Source organism: Rhodoplanes azumiensis (assembly GCF_042682915.1).
In the GTDB taxonomy this organism is placed as follows: Bacteria; Pseudomonadota; Alphaproteobacteria; order Rhizobiales; family Xanthobacteraceae; genus Rhodoplanes; species Rhodoplanes azumiensis.
This window is the reverse complement of record NZ_JBHUIW010000019.1, coordinates 64281-83507: the sequence shown is the minus strand read 5'-3', so window position 1 is coordinate 83507 and position 19227 is coordinate 64281. Positions and strand designations below refer to the sequence as shown.

Below are 19227 nucleotides of genomic sequence, written 5' to 3'. Positions count from 1 at the left end.
ATCAATCGCGCGGAAACCTAACGAGGGGGGACAACGAATTTGTGACGCTGTAACAACAGTAACGGAGAGACCTAACATGGCGCGAGAGTGTGGCCCGCGCGCACGGCCAGATGTTCCGCGCTGTGGGAATTCGACGTGATCGATAGCGTAACAGTATCGAATTGCGGCCGATCATCGTGCGGTATCTCGCGCCGGAGCGGCGCCGATCTGGCGAAGTCCGGCGTTCAGCGCGTCGAGATCGGTCCGTGCCGCGAGCGACGGGCGGCGCACCGCGCCGGCTCCAACGGGCTCTCCGAAGGTCGGCTCGGGCACGGCGCCCGTGACCACGACGCCACGCGCCGCGAGATGGGCCCGAACCTTCAGGCAATAGTCGACCGAGCGATACGAGAAGCGCGTCTCGCCGTGACCGGCCCGGTACTTCATCGCCGCCGTGCAGATGTCCTGACGTCCGAGCCGCCAGGCGCCGGCGAGATAGCGCACGCCGTAGTGGATGTTGGTCTCCGGAACCGCGAGCTCCTCGAGCGTCCCGGCGAAGCCCAGCATGCGCGCCGTGGCCGGCATGAGCTGCATCAGGCCGATCTCGCCGTCCGCCCCGATGGTGGCCGGGTTGTAGCTGCTCTCGATCGCCATCACGGCGTCGGCGAATTCCGGCGGGATCCCGAACGCCCGCGCCTCCCGCTCGGCGATCGCGCGAAAGCCGGTGCGGTCGCCGGCGGCAAGCAGGCGCGCCACCATGTCGGCCGACCACGCACGACCCGGCAGGCCGCGCAGGCGGTCCCGACGTCCATAGGCGAAGACGCTGGCCGGCGGCAGATCGGCCGCGGTGAGCGCCCGCACGGTCGGCATCTCGAGGCGAAGCGGCGGCACGTCGTCGGCATCGTCGACCTTGGCGTCGTCCCCGTCGCGGGCGTCGACGTCGTGAGCGTCCACGTCGTGAGCGTCGATGGCGTCGTCGCTCGGAAGCGCCGAATCCGGCGAGCCGAGGGCAGCCTGCGCGTCGTCCACCGCCCCGTCCCGCGCCGGCTCGACCGTTGCGCGTCGGCCATCCGGACGCAGCGCGGACGCCGCGGCCGCGACCGTCGCCGGGACGGTCGGCGGGACCGCTTTCGTGGCGAAGGTCGTGACCGCGGCGGCGGCGACGGCCATGCAGGACAGGAGCATGAGCGGCGTCGCGGCGAGCGCGCGCCTCCGATCGGCCCGCGCAACGTCACGGGCCGAGGACGGCACCACCGACATCATCGGCGCGGGATCGCGTAGACGGGAGGCGGCGGCCGGTACGGATAGGCCGAGACGCCGAAGTTGCGACCGTATTGCTGCTGCACCGCGGCCTGGTTGACGTTCCCGACCCGCAGATCCGAGGAGCCGGCGTCGAGCGGCGGCAGGTTGAGGCTCGGATGGACGCGATCCACCTCGCGGCGAAGCTGCTCGTTCAGACAGCCGAACCCGCGATCGCCGCCGACCTCGACGTCGATGCAGCGCTGGAACATGGAGGACGGCGCGCCGCCGCCGCCGATGATCGCCTCACGACGCTCGCCGGAGCCGGCGGCCTGCGCCACGGCGAGGCCGGTCGAGCAGATCAGCACGGCGAGCGCGAGGGCGGCACCACCCGCGACGCCCACGGGGACTCCGGACGCGACCGGCCGCCCGGCGGGACGGCGGATCGTTCGTGGCATCTGCCTCTCCTCGAATCGTGACGTCACCTCGCCACGTGCATCCGCTATCATTTGTATCATATTCGACGGGTCTCGCCGACGCCGCCGGCCCGCGCCGGCCCTCGCCGCAGGAGTCGGCACGCGACGGGGCGGCGGCGGACGCTACTGCTCCAGCATGCGGCGGACGCTACCGCTCCAGCATAAAGCCAATGTGACCGAAGGCGGTCGTGCGGTGCGGCCGGCCTCCTCGGTACGGCTCCCGCGCGGGCCTTCGCCGGCGGCACCGTTAAACGAATGTTAGGGCGGCGGGAGCGACAATCGCGCACCGATGGAGACTGCCGTGCCGCAAATCTGGTTGGACTACGACGAACTCGGCGCCCTGCTCGGTTGCGACGCGGCCCAGGCCCGCGCCGCCGCCGCGGCGATCCCGCTCGATCGCCGCAAGAGCCGTGACGGGCGGACCCGTGCCAAGCTCGACGCGGTGCTCGTCGCCCGCTTTCTCGATCGCCTGGTCGAGCACCAAATCGACGAGCGGCTGCGAGGCTGCGTAGCCGACCTTCGAGCCGTGCATGCCCTGATGGTGACGCCGGTCACCCCGGCGACCACGCCGGATCGAGTGTCCGCGGCCGGCTGAAGCCGTCGCCCGAGCGGCGGGCCGTGCGGCGGCCATGCGCCGCCGACGACGAGCGGCGCCCCGATGAGCCGAGGCACCGCCGCGTCGGTCCGGATCAGGCCAGCATCAGAACCGTGCCGTCGTGGCCGAAGAGCAGCGATTCGACGTAGGACACGGTCAGCGTGAGATCGTGCCCGGCGAACGTGATCTCGTATTGGTCGCCCTTCGCCACCACGGTCGCGTCGGTCGACGCGAACTGATCGAAGACGAGCGAGTCGTTCCCGGCGCCGCCGCTGATGGTGAAGTTCCCGGTCGACGTCCAGAACACGAACATGTCGTCGCCGTCGCCGCCCGCGAGAACGTCGTTCCCGGAGCCGGCCGCGATCAGCGTGTCGTTGCCGGTGCCGCCGTCGAGCCAGGCGCTGTCGCCGGTGCCGCTGTGCGAGATCAGGATGTCGTCGTCGGCACCGCCGAGCAGCGTGTCGGAGCCGCTGCCGACGATGTAGTCGTTGCCGGCACCGCCGTCGAGCGTCGACGACCCGGAGGACAGGCCCCAGCCCTGTCCGGCGACACCGTCCATGATCAGGTCGTCGCCGGCGCCCCCGAGCGCCACCTGGTGGCCCGAGCCGACCACGATCTGGTCGTTGCCGGCCCCCCCGAGGAGGGTGTCGTCGCCGGTGCCACCGAACATCGTGTCGTTGCCGGTGCCGCCATCGAGCAGCACGGCCTCGGTGGTGGGGCTATCATACGCGCTGCGGGAGACGAGCACGTCGTTGCCGCTGCCGCCGGAGAGCGTGTCGGCGCCGAGCCCGCTCCACAGCCAGTCGTTGCCGCCGCCGCCGGTCACGACGGTCGCCTCGCCGACGACGCTCTGCGACACCAGCCAGTCGTCACCCGCACCGCCGTCGATCGTGTCGGACCCGGCACCGCCCAGCACCGTGTCGTTGCCACCGAGGCCCAGCACCTCGTTGCCGTCGCCCGACATGCTGGTCGAGACCAGCATGTCGCCATCCGGCGTCCCCATGATCGTGTCGCTCATCATATCCTCCTCGCCGCATCCGGCATCGTGAGACTTGGTCGCACTGGTCGCGGGGCACAGGACGCCCGCGCGCATGATCGGTCATTCGATCTCGGACGCGTGGCCTGTCGAAAGGCCATGGGCTTCGCGTCTATGTTAATCTTGTGCGATCATTTTCGGTCACATTCAACTCGAATCTTAACATTGAAAGGAGAGAGTACCATTCCGCGACATTCGGCCTCGCCACCCTGCGATCGGCGATTCCCCGGGATGACGCCGCTTTGACGTGACCATGACGGTCGCCGGCCGGAGCCCCGCGGCGTCAGGCCTCGCCGCGAACCAAGCGCAGCATCCGCGGCACGCAGACGCGGTCGCGGTCGTAATGCGCCGTCACGCGCCGGCGCGCCGCCGCGCGCAGCGGCCGGAACCGCTCGGGCGCGGCGAGCGCCTCGACGACCGTGTCGGCGAGTCGCGGCACGTCGAAGAAGGGCACCAACACGCCGGTGTCGCCGTCGATCACCTCGCGCAGCGGGGGCGTGTCGGAGGCGATCACCAGGCAGCCGGCGCTCATCGCCTCGAGCAGCGACCACGACAGCACGAACGGATAGGTGAGATACACGTGCGCCGACGAGACGCGCAGCACGTCGAGAAAGACGTCGTGAGCGACGGGACCGAGAAAATGCACCCGCTCGCGATCCAGTCGCGGCGCCACCTCGTCGAGGAACCGCGCCTTCCAGGTGGTGCCGGGGGGCGGCCGCAGACCGTAGCCCGGGCCGTCGGCGCCGACGATCAGGACGCGCGCGTTCGGCCGCGCGGCGAGCACCCGCGGCAGCGACCGCATGAACACGTGATAACCGCGCAACGGCTCGAGGTTGCGGGCCACGAACGTGATCACCTCGTCGCCGACGCGCAGACGGCGCCCGTCGGGCAGCACGACGGTCGCGACGGGATCGGGCGTCGCTCGCGTCGTGTCGATGCCCTCGTGCACCACCTCGATCAGCGGCTGCAGGCTCTCCGGATAGGTCGAGCGCTGCCAGCGGGTCGGCGACACGCCGCGCGCGCGGCCGGCGAGCGCCAACAGGGTCGCGGCGTTCTTCATGTCGATCGCCACCCGGCCGTCGAGCCCGTAGCCGGGGAACTCCGGATCGAAGCCGACGTCGCCCCCCTCGGCGGCGTAATAGAACTCGCAATAGACGATGTGGCGTGCGGTCGGGAACGCCTCGCGCAGCGGCAGAGTCTCGCCCCAGCCGGGATGCGCGACGACGACGTCGGGCACGAAGCCGGACGCGCGCAGCGCCGTCGCGGCATAGAGCACCTGCTCGGCGCGGCGGCACTCGGTCTCGAACCGGCGGGCGAAGGGATGGACCACGGCCGGATCGGCGCGGCGGGCGTCGTCGTAGCGCAGCACCGTCACGCCCGGGACCGGGCGCGCCGTCGGGCTGCCGATCGCCGCGACGCGGACGCCTTGCTCGCGCGCCAGCGCCTGCGCCACGGCGCCGAACTGGGCCGGGAAGTTGTTGTGGACGAACAGCACGTTCATCGGACGGACCTGGATCGGCGCCTGCGGCCCGGCACGTGGTCGTCATGCTGCCGCACCGGGCAAACGTCATATCGATCGGCGATATCATCACGGGCGACCGCGCCGACCGCCCCGGTCCCAGCAAGCAGAGGCCCTTGACGTGCCGATGACCAAGCCGCCGAACGAACGGCCGAACGAGCCTCCGGCCAGCGAAGCTGAGCCGTCGAATCTCGCCGCCCGAGGCACCTCGCGCGCCACCGTCACGGTCCATGGGCTGCGGCTGCGGGGGCGGCTCGTCGGACGCGGCGATGTCGTCGCCACCGCGCCCGGTGCATGGCTCGGCGGGCCGGACCTGCCCGCTCGGATCGAAGGCTTCGCGATCGATCCGTTCGGCCTCGCGCCGGGCGACGTCTCCGGCCCCGACGGTCCGGGCACCTTCGATCTGTCGGGGTTCGAGCTGCGCTACGCGGTGAGGCTCGCGGGCGACGGCGAGGCGGCCGCGGCGGTCCGGCCCGGCGACTTCGTCGGGACGCGCAATGAAAGCCGGGCGATCACGCATGTCATGGTCGCACTCGACGCGCCGCGGCCCGGCGTCGCCGTGGTGATCGAAGCCCTGTTCCTCGCGGCGCCCATCGCCCGCTTCGTCGCGCCGCGCGTCGTGCTCCACGGCCCGACCGGCAGCGAGCCGCTGGTGGGCCTCAGGCTGCGCCTCGCGAGTCCCCGGACGCCATCGGCGCCGCAGTGAATCACCGCCCACCCTGGTCGTTCGTGTCGTTGCCGGGCCGCGACGAACGCCCCGCGGGCGCGGCCGACCCGTCTGGTGAGCCGGTCGGCGAGGCGGACGGCCCGGCCGCGGGCGGCGCCGGCGGCGAGACCGGGGTCGGCGTCGATCCGCCGTCGGCGTCACCGCCGCCATAGCCCACCACCTGGACGACGAAGACCGAGGCCTGGTCGCCGCGGCCGCCGGCGGTCGGCGTCTCGGCCGGCTTCGCCGCCGCCCCCGCCGCGTTGGAGGCGGCCGTCAGCCCGCCGACGTTGGGCGCCGTCACGGTCGGCACGCCCGTGGTCGCGCCGCCGACCTTGATGTTGTCGGCGTTGACGATGGTGACGGCCGCGACCGTGAGATTGCCGGAGGCGCGGATGCCGGCCGTGCCGGCGTCGATGATGCCGCGCGGCGCCAGCAGATAGGTGTTGGACGTGCGGGCCAGGCGCGACGTCTTGAGCACGCCGATGCCGGCGCCGGTCACCAGGCCGCCGAGATCGACGGACTGATAGGCGTCGCTGTCGTATTCCACCTGCAGGGGCGGCAGCGACAGCGTCGTCTTGGAGCCGCGGCCGGCGTCGAGGTCGCCGTTCGAGCTCCACATCAGCACGTCGCCGCCCTGGGTGGTCAGGACGCGGCTGGAGTTCACCAGCACGCTGCCGTCCGTGAAGGTCGCGATCCGGCCGCCCGCGAAGGTCATCAGGCCGAGGTCGCGGAGCTTCAGATTGGTGTTCGGCTCGGTGGCGAGCGAGCCGACGATGACGTCGCCGCCCGGCCCGAGGATCGAGATGTCGCCGCCGAAGCGCGTCTGGATGGTCGCGTGCCGAAGGTCGAGGTCGCCGGTCGACACCTGCAGGTTCGCGCCGTTGCTGCCGCCCGTCAGATCGTTCGCCGTGTAGCCGAGGCGCGCCGGGAACAGCGTGCTCACCGCCGTATAGCCGCGGGCATAGTCGGCACCCGTCTTCACGCTCTCGCCCACCGCTTTCAGCTCGGCGAACAGGATCTGCGCGGAGAACACGGTCTTCAGGTTCGGCGACAGCGCCGCGAAGGCGTCGAGGAGGCTCCGACTCGGATCGCGGGCGATGTTCATCCGCGCCAGGAACGCCTCGAACTCGCCCGCATAGGTGTGCGCGACCGTGGTCGCGTCGACAGGGTCGATATACGTCGCCGCCATCGCGGTCGTGTCGAGGCCGCCCGCGACCCCGAACAGCACGACGAGATCGGCGCCGGTGGAGCCGAGCAGGCTGTTGCGGGACTTGCCGACGTTGTAGCCCTTCTCGTAGGCGCCGACCAAGGCGGCGTTGTAGAGCCCGATCGGCTGGCCGGCGATTCGGACATTGCCGACCGGCGTCTCGCTGGCATTGCCGACGGAGGCGATGCCCTGCTGGATCAGCAGCCGGTCGGGGGTGTTGAAGGCCGGCGCGACGAACGGGCCGAGATCGCGGCCCGCCTGAACCAGGAACGTGCCGGGCCCGGCGACCTGGAGCCCGCCGGCGTTGTTGTAGCCCGTGTAGGTGATGTCGCGCCCGGCGATCACGCTGCTGACGTCGCTCGCCGCGGTGTTCTGGACGATCAGATTCAGGTCGACGATGTCGCGCCCGGCATAGATCTCGGCCGGCTGATTGAGCTCGACCCGGATCAGGCCCGTGACGGTGCGATCCAGGTTGCTGACCTTGGTCGTGGCGCCGGCCGCGCGGATGTCGCCCGTCACGGCGTAGATGCGGGCCACCGCCGCATCGTCGGCATGCGCCAGCACCGGCTTGCTCAGCGCCTCGCCCGCGAAGGTCGGGTCGTCCGGGCGGGTGCCGTACCACGCATTCGGCCGGAACGGATCGAAGGCCGCATCGAGCAACGCGGGCCCCGCCGAGACGTAGGGCGGAGCCACCACCCCGGCGACAGCGAAGCCGTTGTAGGTTCCGTTCCGATAGCCGAACGTCAGATCGATGCTGCCGTCCGCCAGGAGGCGCAGGCTGCCGTGCTCGGACCCGCTCAGCATCATGCCGACGGTGCCGAACTGCAGAGTGGACGATGCCACGATCCCGGTGGTGACGATGTCGCCGCTGACGGCGACCGCCGCGAAGCTGGCCGGATAGGTGGCCGCGGCGCTCACCGGAACGGCCAGTGGGTTGGCCGTGGTGTCGGCCGCGGCCGTGGTCCCGATCGACGTCGGCGCGACCCGAATGGTGAGATCACCCGACACCGCGGTCAGGCTGACCAGGCTGTCCGGTCCGTAGGTGTCCATGTAGGTCGCGGACGTGCCCTTGGCGGTGACTTGCGCCTGCTGGTGGAGCGCGGCCGGGTTCACCGGGCTCGCCACCGTGAGGGCGCCGCCCGCGGTGACGAACAGTCGGCCGGTGTCGACCGCCAGCACCGGGACGTTGGGGAAGGTCACGCTGCTGGTGGAGAGGTTCTTGATGCTGCCGTAGGCACCGATCGAGCCGCGCGCCGTCACGGTGCCGTGGCCGGAGCCCTGATAATAGGCGCCGCCGAGCAGATCGCGCCCCGCCCGCACCGCCATGGTGCCGCTGTCGTAGAGGTGGACGACCGGCGTGCTCAGCGTGCCGCTGGCGCGCGAGACGAGGCCGCCGCTCACCCGCCCGGTGGTCGGCAGCGAGACCGAGACGTCCTTGATGTCGCGCCCGGCCGTCAGCGTGACGTCGCCACCGGCGCTGAGGATGCCCTGGCGGAAGCTGCCGTACTCGATCCACCACGCCGTCTGCGGCGTGCTGGTCGTCGCGCTGGGCGCGTAGCTGCCGGCACCGAGGGTGCCGAGCAACACATCGACTGCGTTGATGGTGACGAGCTGGTACGACGACGTGCCGGCCAGCGAGAGGAGCCACGGCTCGTAATACTGGTAGCCGGTCCGTGCGGTCGCGGTCGACCCGGCGTATCCGACGATGTCGCGCTGCGCCTCGACGTCGACGTCGCCGCCCTTGTGCGGGAAGGCGGCGGCCGTCACCGGGCCGTAGAGTCCGCCGGCGATCTTGAGACCGTTGTCGCTGGCAGCCCCGTAACCGACCAGCACCGGCTCGTAGAAGCCGTCCGGATCGGCGGCGACCACGGCCCCGCCGACCGAGGAATAACCGGGATCGGGGAGCTTGGGCGTGTTGACGCCGGCCGCGTAGATCACGCCCGGCGCGACCGTGTCGGCCAGGATCACGTCGCGCGCGGCGCGCAGCGTGATGTCGCCGGTGCCGGTCCGCACCATGGTGGCGAGATCGACCGTCGTCGTCCCCGTCGTCGTGCCGCTCTGTCGATAGCTCAGAGTGGTGGTCGCATGACCGTCGACCACGATGTCGCCGCGCGTCGCGCCGGTCGGTGCCCGCATGGCGCCCGGGTCGGCGCTCGCCGTGTCGGCACCGGCCGTGATCCGATAGGACCACGAGCCCGGATCCGTGACGGTGGCGACCTCGACCGCGCCGGCTCCCGGATCGCAATTCGCGCTGACGCAGACCCGGAGCTGGTTGGGGAACAGATCGGCCGCGGCGAGCGCGTCGGTGGTCGGGCTGGTGCCGTTCGACGCCGCCCGGTAGGGCGCGACCGGAACCGTGTAGGCGCTGGAATAGCCGCGGATGTAATAGAGCCCGCCGTCGATCGTCGGGTTGCTCGCCGTCGTGTTGTTCAGGTAGGTCGCGACGGACGTCCGGTAGCTGGCGTCGAGCGTGTTCCCGAACTGGAAGAACCCGTCGGAGATCGACGCCTTGATCTTGACGTCGTTCAGGGCCCGCAGGGTCAGCGCGCCGGGCTCGACGTATTTGCGGCCGGTGCCGTAGTCACCGACGTAGCGGTAGAGGAGATCGACATAGCTCGGCGGCGCACCGGACGGATCGTCGACCTGGACGTATTTCGATCCGTCCGCGAGCTTGGTGCCGGTGGTCGGATTGTAGGCCGTGCCGGCCGCCAGGTTCCAGTTGGAGACGACCGTGATGTTGCCCTGGTTCGCCCAGGTGACCGGGTTGATCAGCTCGACGCCCGGCGTGAGGTGGACGACGCCGTCGCCGAGCTTCTGGGCGAGCGGCACCAGCAGGCGCGACACGGCGTTGGAGAAGCCGAACGACGCGCCGTAATACGTCCAGGTGCCGTCGACGACCTTCGCCAGCGTGTCGTTGTAGAACGTGTAGTGGGCGTTGCCGGTGCCGGTCGACGGCGTGTAGGACGCGGTGCCGATGGGGGTCGGGCTCGTCGTGCTGTAGGTGCCGGTCCGGGGCACGAAATTCTCGGCGACGAAGACGCCGTCGACGAGCTGGCCCGTGCCGGCGCTCGCCGTCGTCCAGGTGCAGGTCGCGACGGGGCACGTCACGCCGTTGATCGACACCGCCGCGGCGGTCGGCGCCGCGCTGTATCCGGTGCTGCTCGCGATCTTGACCGCCACGCCGAGACCCACGGTCGAGGCGGCGGCGTTCACGGTCGCCGTCGCGCCACCGACCGCATAGGTCGGGTCGATCGCGATCGTCGGCGTTCCGGAGAAGCTGGCGAGCGACGTGATGCCGGTGACGGCTCCGCTCGTCACCGTGTAGGTGCCGGAGAACGCCACTCCTCCAGTACCGTTTGTGATCGTGCCGCTGCCGATCACCAACAGGCTGGACGGCAGAGTGGTGAGCGCCGTGTTGGTGACGTTGACGCCGACCAGCACCCCGTTCTGCACGATCCCGGTCCCGACCAGGGTGCTGCCGGAGAAGATGACAGGCGCCGACGTCGATACGGCCGGCCCGCCCGTGATCGCGATCGCGGTGACCCGTCCGGGCGCCGTTCCTTGCGCGACCACTTGACCGTCGGCGACATAGGTCACGATCGGAAGCTGCGAGTACGAACCGCCACTGCTGACGGAGAGCGTCGAGCTCGCCACCTTCAGCACCGTCGTCTGGTTCACGCCGTTGATGGCGACCACGGGTGCCGACGTGTAGGTGCCGCCGATCGAGAGGGTCCAGCCGCCGACGCCCGTCCAGGTGCCGTTCTCGAGAATGATCTGGCCGGTCGGCAGCACTTTGTAGTAGCCGGCCGGATCGACCACGCCGTCCCAGCCGACATTCCCGAGTCCGCCCTCGCCGGAGGTGCTGAACGCCACATAGGCCTCGATCCCCACGGCGCGGGCGCCCGTGACGGTCGACTCGATCCGCTGCACCTTGACGTCGTCGTTGCCGTCGCGCGGCGCCCGCAGCGTCACGGTGCCGCCGGAGAGCCCGCCCTTGGTGCCGCCGTGCACGTCGATCACCGAGCCGGCCTGCAGGTCGATGCCGCCGATCTTGGTCGCGGCGTCCCATTTGGCGTCCCAGGCGACCCCGATGGCGACGTCGCCGCCGCGCTCGTCGGCGTGCTCGGTCGAGGCGAGGATTTTTCCGCCCGCCCGGCCGCCGTCGGTGCCGGTCAGCACCACGGCGTTGCCGCCCCACAGCGCGACCTGGCCGCCGGCCTGGCCGGTGCCGTCCACGGTGAGACCGTCGTAACCGCGGGCGTCGATGGTGCCGGCGATGACGACGCGGCCGGTCGCGCCGGTCGGGTCGACGATCCACTTGGTCTCACCCGACGTGACGGTGCCGTCGCCGTTGCCGTCGCCGGGAACCTCGACGCCGCCGTCGGCGGTCAGCGCCACGGCGTTGGCCTTCAGCGTGTGGCCTTCCAGAAGCTCGAGATTGCCCTGGCGGGTGTGGATGTCGATCAGGCCGTCGAAGCCGCCGGCATAGAGCGCGTCGGCGAGCGCGTTGAACCGCGCGGTGTCGAGCGCGCCTTTCGTCGTCAGCTCGAAGCGGCCGCCGAGGCCCGGGCCACCGCTGCCGCGCAGCTGCCCGTCCAGCACGGGCGTGCCGTCGGACGAGATGATCAGCTCGCCGCCGTAGCCGAGCCCGCCGGCCGGCTGGGCGAGGTCGATGACGCTGCCCGAACGGGTGACGACGCGGCCCGTGTCGGCGGTCAGCGTCAGCTTGCCGCCCATCACGTAGACGGTCTGGTCGACCATCGTCTTGGCGTAACCGCCGGCGGCCACGAAGGCGTGATCGCCGAGCACGACGTCGCCCGTGGTCGCGGTCAGCGCCAGCGTGCCGGACTGCGCCTGCAGCACCGTGTCGAGCACGATGCCGGCCGCCGTCACGGCGAAGCTGCCGCCGAGCTCCGCGCCGGGCGCCGGCTCGTCGGTGCCGCTGCGGCCGGTGAAGCGCGCCTGCCCCTTGGTGATCAGGGCGAACTGCGAGCCGGTTCCGGTCGCGCTCGCGCCGGCGACCAGGATCGACGGCGTCGTCACGGTCAGGGCGACGGCCGGGGCCGTGGACGGCGGCGCACCCGTCGTCGCGTCGAGGCGGGCCGGATCGAAGCCGAGCCCCAACGTGCCGGACGCGGCGACCCGCATCTGCCGGCTCGCCGTCCAGTCCGCCGCGACGAAGCCGAGGATCGCCTGCTTGCCGCCGCCGAGCACCAGCTCGGAGGAGGCGATCGTGAAGGTGCCGGCAGTCGGCGCGGGGAGGGTCGAGGCCCCGGCCGTGCCGGAGTTCACCAGCGTGACGGCGGCGTTCGGCGTCAGGATCGACGCGCTCGTGCCGATGCCGAGGATGGTCCGGGCATCGAGCGTCAGCCGCTGGAGCGTGTCGCTCGTGAAGTCGCCGCCGAGCGTGATGACGCCGGACAGTGCCGTGACCGAGAGGCCCTCGACCCGGCGGAACGTGTCGCCGACGATGCGCAGCGCGGCCGCCGGACCGGTGGCGCCGATCGTCACGGTCGGCGCCCGGAGGTCGACCTGCCGGGCGACGAGCGTGTCGGCGCCGAGCCCGATGGCGTCGGTATGGGTGGTCGCCTGGATCGTGACGGTGGCGTCCGGCGCCCGCACCGTGGCGCCCGGCTGGATCACCACCCGCCCGGCGCCGTTGTCGGACAGCGCGACGGTGTTGCGCAGCGTGTAATCGCCCTGATTGGCGAAGCTCACCACCAGCGCGTCGCTGGTCGGCCCGGCGACGCGCAGCCCCGGGTCGGCGGACGCGGCGAAGAGGGCGCCCGGCGCTCCGGTCGCGGATGGTTTGTAGACGGCGTTCAGCGCGGCGACGAGCGCCGCATATTCGGGAGATCCGGGCTGCGTGGTTTGCGGCACCCAGATCGTCGCCCCGTTCGCATCGACGCCGCCGGCGACGTACAGCGGCAGCTTGGTCAGCTGCGCGCCGGTGATCGTCGTTCCATCGAGAGTGCCGCCCAGATAGGTGGCGAGCGCCGCCGCCGCCGCCGGATCGACGGTCGGGTTGTCGAAGTAATAATATCGCCCCGCCCCGGCATTGATGGTGCCGCTGACGTCGATGATGCTGCCCGACGCGATCGTCACGGTGCCGCTGCCGGCGGCCGGCGCGTAGACCGGAACCTCGACCATCGTGTCGATCGGGGCGGTGCCGTCGATGTCGGCCTTCAGATAGTAGCGGACTGTCTGCTGCGTGCGCGGCCCCTGCTGGGCGACGAGCAGGATCTCCGGCGCCGACAGCGCCTCGCCCCTCGAGTCGACCAGCACCTGGATCGACTTGGCGTCGATTCGGGTGCCCTTGGCCGTGTCGGAGCGCAGGCCGCCGAACAGGACGCTCTCGAAACCGATCGCGTCGAGCTGCGCGACGTCGAACGTCACGTAGCCCTCGGCCCGCAACGCCTGCAGGGACGGATCGTTCGCCGCCATCCGGGCGTGGTCGACGACGGCGAGCTTGGCCGCCGAAAGGTCGAGCTCGCTGCCGCGGCCGCCCGGCCCCGGCTGGGTGCGGGCGATGGCGTCGAGGACGATCTGCTGCTGCGCCACGACGGCGACGCGGCCGGCGTCGACCGGCAGCCGCGGCACCACGGTGCCGTCGTGCACGGCCTTGCTGGTGAAGTAGGCGTTCGCGCCGGAGAAGGCATACTCGCTGTATTGCTGCCAGACGCTGCCGGACCGGATCGCGAACAGCTCGGTGCCGGAGGTCGTCTTTCCGGACGCCGTCGACTGGGTGTACTGCCCCGTGACCAGCACAGTGCCGTCCGGCAACGTGGTGCCGGAGGCGATGCGGGTGCCCGACGCGCTGCCGAGCGTGACGCCGCCGACCTTGCCGGAGACGCTCACCGCATAGGCGCCGGGCAGGGTCGCATAGTGGGCCGGATACAGCGTGTAGGTGCCGGCCGGGATGCCGCCGCCGCCCGCGATGGTGATCTGGGTGCCGGCGAGCGGATAGGCATCGCCCGGCTTGCTGGCGGTGGCGTCGGTCGCGGTTCTCGCGTTGTCGGCCGTGGTGAAGTGGATGTCGAAGGCGGCGATGGTGTCGCTGCGGGTCGGAACGAGGGCGTAGACGCCGGGCTGCGCCAGCACGTCGCGCGAGCCGTTCTTGCCCTGGACGAACTCCGTCGCCAGCAGGTCGCCACCGCCGCGCACGTCGATCACGGCCCCCGCCGATTCGTCGACGGTGCCGCCGTCGAGCACGAGCCCCTTCGACGGCGGCGTCGCCAGCGGCGCGAGCGACGCGTTGTAATACCAGCCGGTGCCGTCGAGCGTCGCGCCGTAGGGCACCACGGTGTCGGCGAGCGTCACCGAGGTCAGGCTGCCGTCGACGAGCGTCACGCTGCGGGTGACGATCGGCGACACGTCGGGATTGGTGTTGCCGAGCGTGATCTTGCCGAGCGGCGCGAACAGGTTGCCGCCCTGGACGATGTCGGTCGCGAGCACGGTGAGCGAGCCGCCCGCCGACAGCGGCAGGGTGGTGTCGCTGCCGGCCGGCGCCCGCACCGTCACGGTGCCGGGAGTCTGGATGGTGAAGTCCACCGCGCTGACCGGGTAGATCCGCTGCGCCTCCATCACCAGGCTGCCGTCGAGATCGAGCCGGCCCGCGAAGGTCGCGGCATTGGTCTCGGCCTTGGAGGTCGGATCGATGCCGTTGACCACCTTGGGCGTGCTCAGGCGGATATCGTTCGCCGCGACGAGGGCGACGCGGCCGAAGCCGCCCACAGCCGCCCCTTCGACGTCGATGGTCTGGGCCGCCACCGTGAAGGTGCCGGTGCCCGTACCGGGCGTCGTCCAGCGTGGGCCGCCGCCGGTCAGCGCCACATAGGACGCCGAGAGCGTCGCCGACGTGGCGGTCGCGCCCGTCGCATAGATGCCCTGCGCCGCGATGGCGAGGCGGTTCGCGACCGTCCAGTCGATGCTCTCGCGAATGTAGATCGAGCCGAGATTCGGGTTGCGGTGATTGTAGATCTCGGTGCCGCCGTCGAGCCCCGTGAAGATCCGCTCGGCGCCGCCCCGCGACGTTCCGGCGTACAGATAGACATTGTCGAAGGCGCCGAGATCGGCGACCGCCACCTCGATCGTGTTGTTGTAGGCGGCGAGCGAGGGGGTCGCCGTCAGTGCAGTCAGCGCCGACGCCGTGACCGGCGAGGTGACGGCGGCGAGCGCGGCCCGCACGGCCGTCGAGGTCTGCCGCAGATTGACGGTCGGCGAGCCGCCGAGGATCAGGGTGCCGCGGTTGGCGCGCGGATCGGCGTCGGCGACGAAGCTGCCGCCCCAGACGAAGGCGCCGGCGTTCACCCGGACCGTGCCGGCGTCGCTCCACGCCTGGAACACGGCGTTCGGCTCCGACACGGTGCCGGGCACCACGATCGTGCCGGTCGCGCCCGAGACGTCGACCACGGCGCCCGCCTCGGCCACCACATAGGTGCCGGAGAGGTCGAGCTTCGTCTCGGTGGTCGCCCCCGACGTCGCGGTCGGTTGCAGATCGGTCGTCCGCGCCGCCTCGATCGCGAGCGTGCCGCCCGCCAGCACCGTGCCGCTCATGGTCGGTCCGCCGGGCAGGCCGAAGTCGCTGCGCTCGACGAAGACACCCGACAGGTCGATCTTCGCGGTCGCGCCGAACCAGGTCCGCTCGGCGTTGATGGCCACGGTGCCGCCGTGATTCTCGATCTCGCCGAGGATCAGGACATTGACGGCGCGGCCGAACTTCACGAGGTCGGCGCGGCCGGCGAGCGTGACGACGGCGCCCGGATCGGTGACGATGCGGGCGGCGCCGTGCGTCGCGTCGGCGTCGATCAGGATCGTGTCGCCCCTCAACGTCAGATTCACCGGCGCGCGGCGGTCGAGCGGCTGCACGGCGCGGGGTGCCACGTCTGCGATCGTCGTGCCGGTCGGCACCGTGCCGTAATCGACGTCGCTGGCGAGGTTGACCTGACGCAGCGCGAGCTCGACCCCGGCCGAGACCGTGACGCCACTCGGCTTGCCGGAATAGCCGTCGGGCGTTGAGGCGATCGTGTAGGCGCCGAAGCCGCCGTCGGTGAACAGCGAGAGCGGCAGCGCCACGCCCTTGGTCGCGTCGATCGACGAGATGCGGATCGCCGACTCCTCCCCCGCCGCCAGCGTGCCGCCGATCCGAACGGTGAGCGGCGCGGAGATCTCCAGCGTGCCGTTGGTCTCGAACCCGAAGCCGCGCAGCGTGCCGTCGAGCTGGATTTGGGCGATGCCTCCGCCGACCGGACGAACCGGAGGGCGCTCCTCGTCCCACTGGGTGCCGTAGAGAGCCAACGAGATCCTGCCGCCCTTCCCGCTCATCAGGCCGGACGATGCCATCTTGGCGGTTCCGCTCGGCGACACGTACCCGCCGCTCGAGACATCGAGGACACTGCCTTGGGCGAGCAGGATGCTCCCGGTCCGATCGTTGCCGGCCGCGCTCCAGTTGTTGGTCTGGATCGCGATCGTTCCTCCATCCGTGTAGGCCGAGCCCTGCGCCCCCGAGTCGCCGCCGAACCGCCCGGTGTCGTTCACCCATCGGCCGCTGACGTCGAGCGTGCCGCCGACGAAGACGTCGAAATGGCCCGACGCCGTCACCGACAGCGTCTGCCCGTCGACGGCCGACTTCACGGCGTTCGAATCCGTCGTCAGGCTGATCGCGCCGCCCGCCGCCCGGACCGTGCCGGCGATGTCGATGGCGCCGCCCGTCTTCACCGTGAACTCGCCCCCCGCGGCGAGCGTGACGGTGCTGCCCTTCTGCACCACGAGGTCGTTCGACGTGATCGTGAGCGCGCTCAGCCCCCAGGACGACAGCGTGTCGGCCGACAGCAGCGTCTGGACCTTGCTGGTCGACCGGAAATTGTCGGAGACCGCGAGCGCGGCCGAGATCGGATTGGTCTGCGGCAGCGCCGTGCTCGCATAGGCGGTGGCGAAGTCGGCCGGCAGGACCGCGCCGTTCGCGCCGATGACCACGGTCGACGTGGTGGTCAGGTCGAGATAGCCCTGCGACGGCAGCGCCGCCGTCCGGATCTGCCGCTCGCCCGGCGTGGAGCCGAACAGCATCGTGCTCTGCAGCACTGGGGTGATGGTCGCGACCGTCAAGCCGCCGGCATCGGCGCCGTCGACGTACCCCCCCTCCCAGCGCTGCGTCGGCAGGCCCCAGGTCTCGCTGACGCCCCACCGCTGGTGATTGCGGGTGAACTGCCCGAAGATCCCGACATAGATCATGTCGGGACTGGCGTTCTCCATCGCGTAGATGCGACCGTCGATGCCGAGCAGCCGGGTCGTGTTGACCATGCCGGCCGTGTACCTCACGCTGCCGCCGGCCATGTTGACCACCGACCCGGCCTGCTGGATCACCTCGCGTCCGGTCTGGGTCGTCGACGGGGCCGTCGTCTCGGTCGTCAGGCTCACCTTTCCGCCGGTCGTCATCAGCTGATAGATGCTGCGCCCGACGCCGGCGACGACGCCGCTGGCGTCGGCGAGCGGCGTGCCGACCCAGGTCGTTCCGTCGCTGCGGGTGCCGGACGCGCGGATGTCGATCCACAGCTCCTGACCGTACAGCGCACTGCTGCGCTGCAGCGGCATGTCGGCGAACTCGGACCGCGGCTCGAAGGAGACGTAGTTCCACGACACCGGAACCTCGACGTCCTGCAGTCCGGCGACGTCGATCACGGCGCCCGCCGCGAGCAGCACCCGCTGCGGCCCGGTGACGCTGGGATTGAACTGGGTGGTGCCGATGCCGAGATCGCGCGAGCCGGCTGCGCCGGACGTGGCGTTCGTGAAGGTGAGGCCGGTGAGCGTCACGCTGGCCGACGGCGCCGAGATCAGCCCGCTGCCGCTCATCGTCACGGTGCTCTGGGCGGCGAGCTCGACATAGGCCGGTGCGAAGCTCTGCACGGTGCTGCCGCTGCCGCCGAGCGGCAGAGTGGGCGTGTCCGGGTCGTCGTAAGGCAGCATGCTGATCACGCCGTCGACGTCGATGCTGGTCGTCGCGTGCATCAGCACCATGCTGTTGCGGCTGATGCCGGTATCGGCCGAGATGACGCCCCCGCTGCCGAGGCGGAGCTTGTCGCCGACCAGGGTGACGATGCCGCGCGGCGTCTCGATCAGGCCGTCGTTGACGACCCCGCCGGTACCCGCCTTGAACGCTTTGTCGACCGGATCGCCGGCCTTCCACGAATCGCCGGACCCGTCGGTCGCCCGATAGCTGTTCGAATAGTTGCGGATCAGGAATCCGACGCCCTTGAAGGACCGGTCGCTCGGCAGCACGTCGGCGGGGAAGTCGGCCGCCGCGTCGACGCCGGGCGTGATCTCGATCTGCCGAGCCGCCACCATGGCGACCTGCCCGCCCGGCGACGTGATCGTGCCGGCATTGCGGACATTGGCGCCGAACAGGAAGACGAAGCCCGGCGAATCGAGGTCGACGATGTCGGTCGTGATCCGGGCGCCGGGCTGGACGAGGACGTCGGCCTGCAGCGACGTCGTGACGCCGCCGTTCGGGTCGAAGACCGAGAAGGCCTGACCGGTGGCGATGCCGGTGTTGAGGAAGTACCCGTCGCGGGTCTGCCGGTCGGTGCCGAGCTGACCGACATCGAGCGTCGACGCCACCAGGGCGTGGACGTTGATCTGCGCGCCGCCGCCGAAGATGATCCCGTTGCGGTTGATGACGTAGACGCCGCCCTTGGCCGTGATGTTGCCGAGGATCTGGCTCGGCGCCACCGACGGGCCGACGCGGTTGAGCACCGTCCAGTCCGCCGCCTGCTGGCCGAAGGCGAGCGTCGTCGCGCTGCCGACGTTGAACGTCTCCCAGTTCAGGATCGCCTTCTTCTCGGTCTGGGTGACGCCGACCGTGGTGCGTCCGCCCTCGGTGGTCTCGGTGACAGTGCGGGAGGCGCCCTGCCAGAGCGTCGGATCGGCCCCGTCGACGATCCACCGCGTCTCCGCCGCCGTGGACGACGCGTCGCGGGTGACGCCGCCCTGCGGCATCAGGCCCCCCGTCGCGATGCCGTTGGGCACCGTCGCGCCCGCCTGCAGGGCGAGGCTGCGGGCCGCGTCCTGGCTGGCGCGCAGCGCCTGCAGGGCGGCGGCCGCGGCGGCGAGCGACTCCTTGGCCTGCTGCGCCGCGGCGGCCGCCTGCGCGGCCGCGGCCTGCTGGGCGGCGGCCGCCGCCGCGCCCGGCGAGACCACGCCGGGGCTCTTCAGGTTGAGGGCATGGCCCGGCCCGCCGGCTGTCACCAGCGCCAGCAGGCTGACCCCGGCGAGCAGCGCGGCGGCCCGCGCCGAAGCGCGTCCCGGCGCCCGCTCGCGACCCGGCAGATCGCGGGCCGCGCGCACGCAGGGCGGCGTGTCGCAAGGCTGCGGACCGAGCGGCGCGAGGCCGCGGCGGAGGTGGCTTGCGGACTTGGTCATCGGTCGATCTCGCTCCGCGCCCCGCACAAGGGACTCGCGTCGGGCAGCGTTCTCGC

General features: G+C 71.3%; 7 protein-coding genes. 2 read left to right on the top strand and 5 right to left on the bottom strand.

What is annotated here, in order from left to right; translation table 11 throughout:
* Positions 1-171: 171 nt before the first annotated feature.
* A complete protein-coding gene (locus ACFSOX_RS16145) occupies positions 172-1161 on the bottom strand; it encodes a lytic transglycosylase domain-containing protein (protein WP_378478839.1) in 990 nt (329 codons plus the stop codon).
* Positions 1162-1235: 74 nt separating this feature from the next.
* Positions 1236-1673: a hypothetical protein gene (locus ACFSOX_RS16140; protein WP_378478838.1), complete on the bottom strand. Its 438-nt coding sequence runs from the start codon at positions 1671-1673 to the stop codon at positions 1236-1238.
* A gap of 307 nt (positions 1674-1980) precedes the next feature.
* Here ACFSOX_RS16140 and ACFSOX_RS16135 point away from each other — a divergent pair, with 307 nt between their 5' ends.
* Entirely contained in the window at positions 1981-2286 is a 306-nt protein-coding gene (locus ACFSOX_RS16135; RefSeq protein WP_378478837.1) for a hypothetical protein, read from the top strand.
* 94 nt (positions 2287-2380) lie between these two features.
* Here ACFSOX_RS16135 and ACFSOX_RS16130 read toward each other — a convergent pair whose 3' ends face one another.
* Positions 2381-3304 carry a calcium-binding protein gene (locus ACFSOX_RS16130; RefSeq protein WP_378478836.1) on the bottom strand — a complete coding sequence of 308 codons (924 nt, stop codon included), beginning with the start codon at positions 3302-3304 and terminating at the stop codon, positions 2381-2383.
* 301 nt (positions 3305-3605) lie between these two features.
* Positions 3606-4823, bottom strand: a complete 1218-nt coding sequence (locus tag ACFSOX_RS16125) for a glycosyltransferase (protein ID WP_378478835.1) — start codon at positions 4821-4823, stop codon at positions 3606-3608.
* On the opposite strand from ACFSOX_RS16125, the gene ACFSOX_RS16120 reads away from it, so the two are divergent.
* Positions 4801-5547: an NlpC/P60 family protein gene (locus ACFSOX_RS16120; RefSeq protein ID WP_378478834.1), complete on the top strand. Its 747-nt coding sequence runs from the start codon at positions 4801-4803 to the stop codon at positions 5545-5547. The genes ACFSOX_RS16125 and ACFSOX_RS16120 overlap by 23 nt on opposite strands.
* Before the next feature lies 1 nt (position 5548).
* Here ACFSOX_RS16120 and ACFSOX_RS16115 read toward each other — a convergent pair whose 3' ends face one another.
* The gene (locus ACFSOX_RS16115; protein ID WP_378478833.1) at positions 5549-19171 is read right to left on the bottom strand and encodes a filamentous haemagglutinin family protein; all 13623 of its coding nucleotides are present in this window, start codon (positions 19169-19171) and stop codon (positions 5549-5551) included.
* Between the last annotated feature and the right edge of the window lie 56 nt (positions 19172-19227).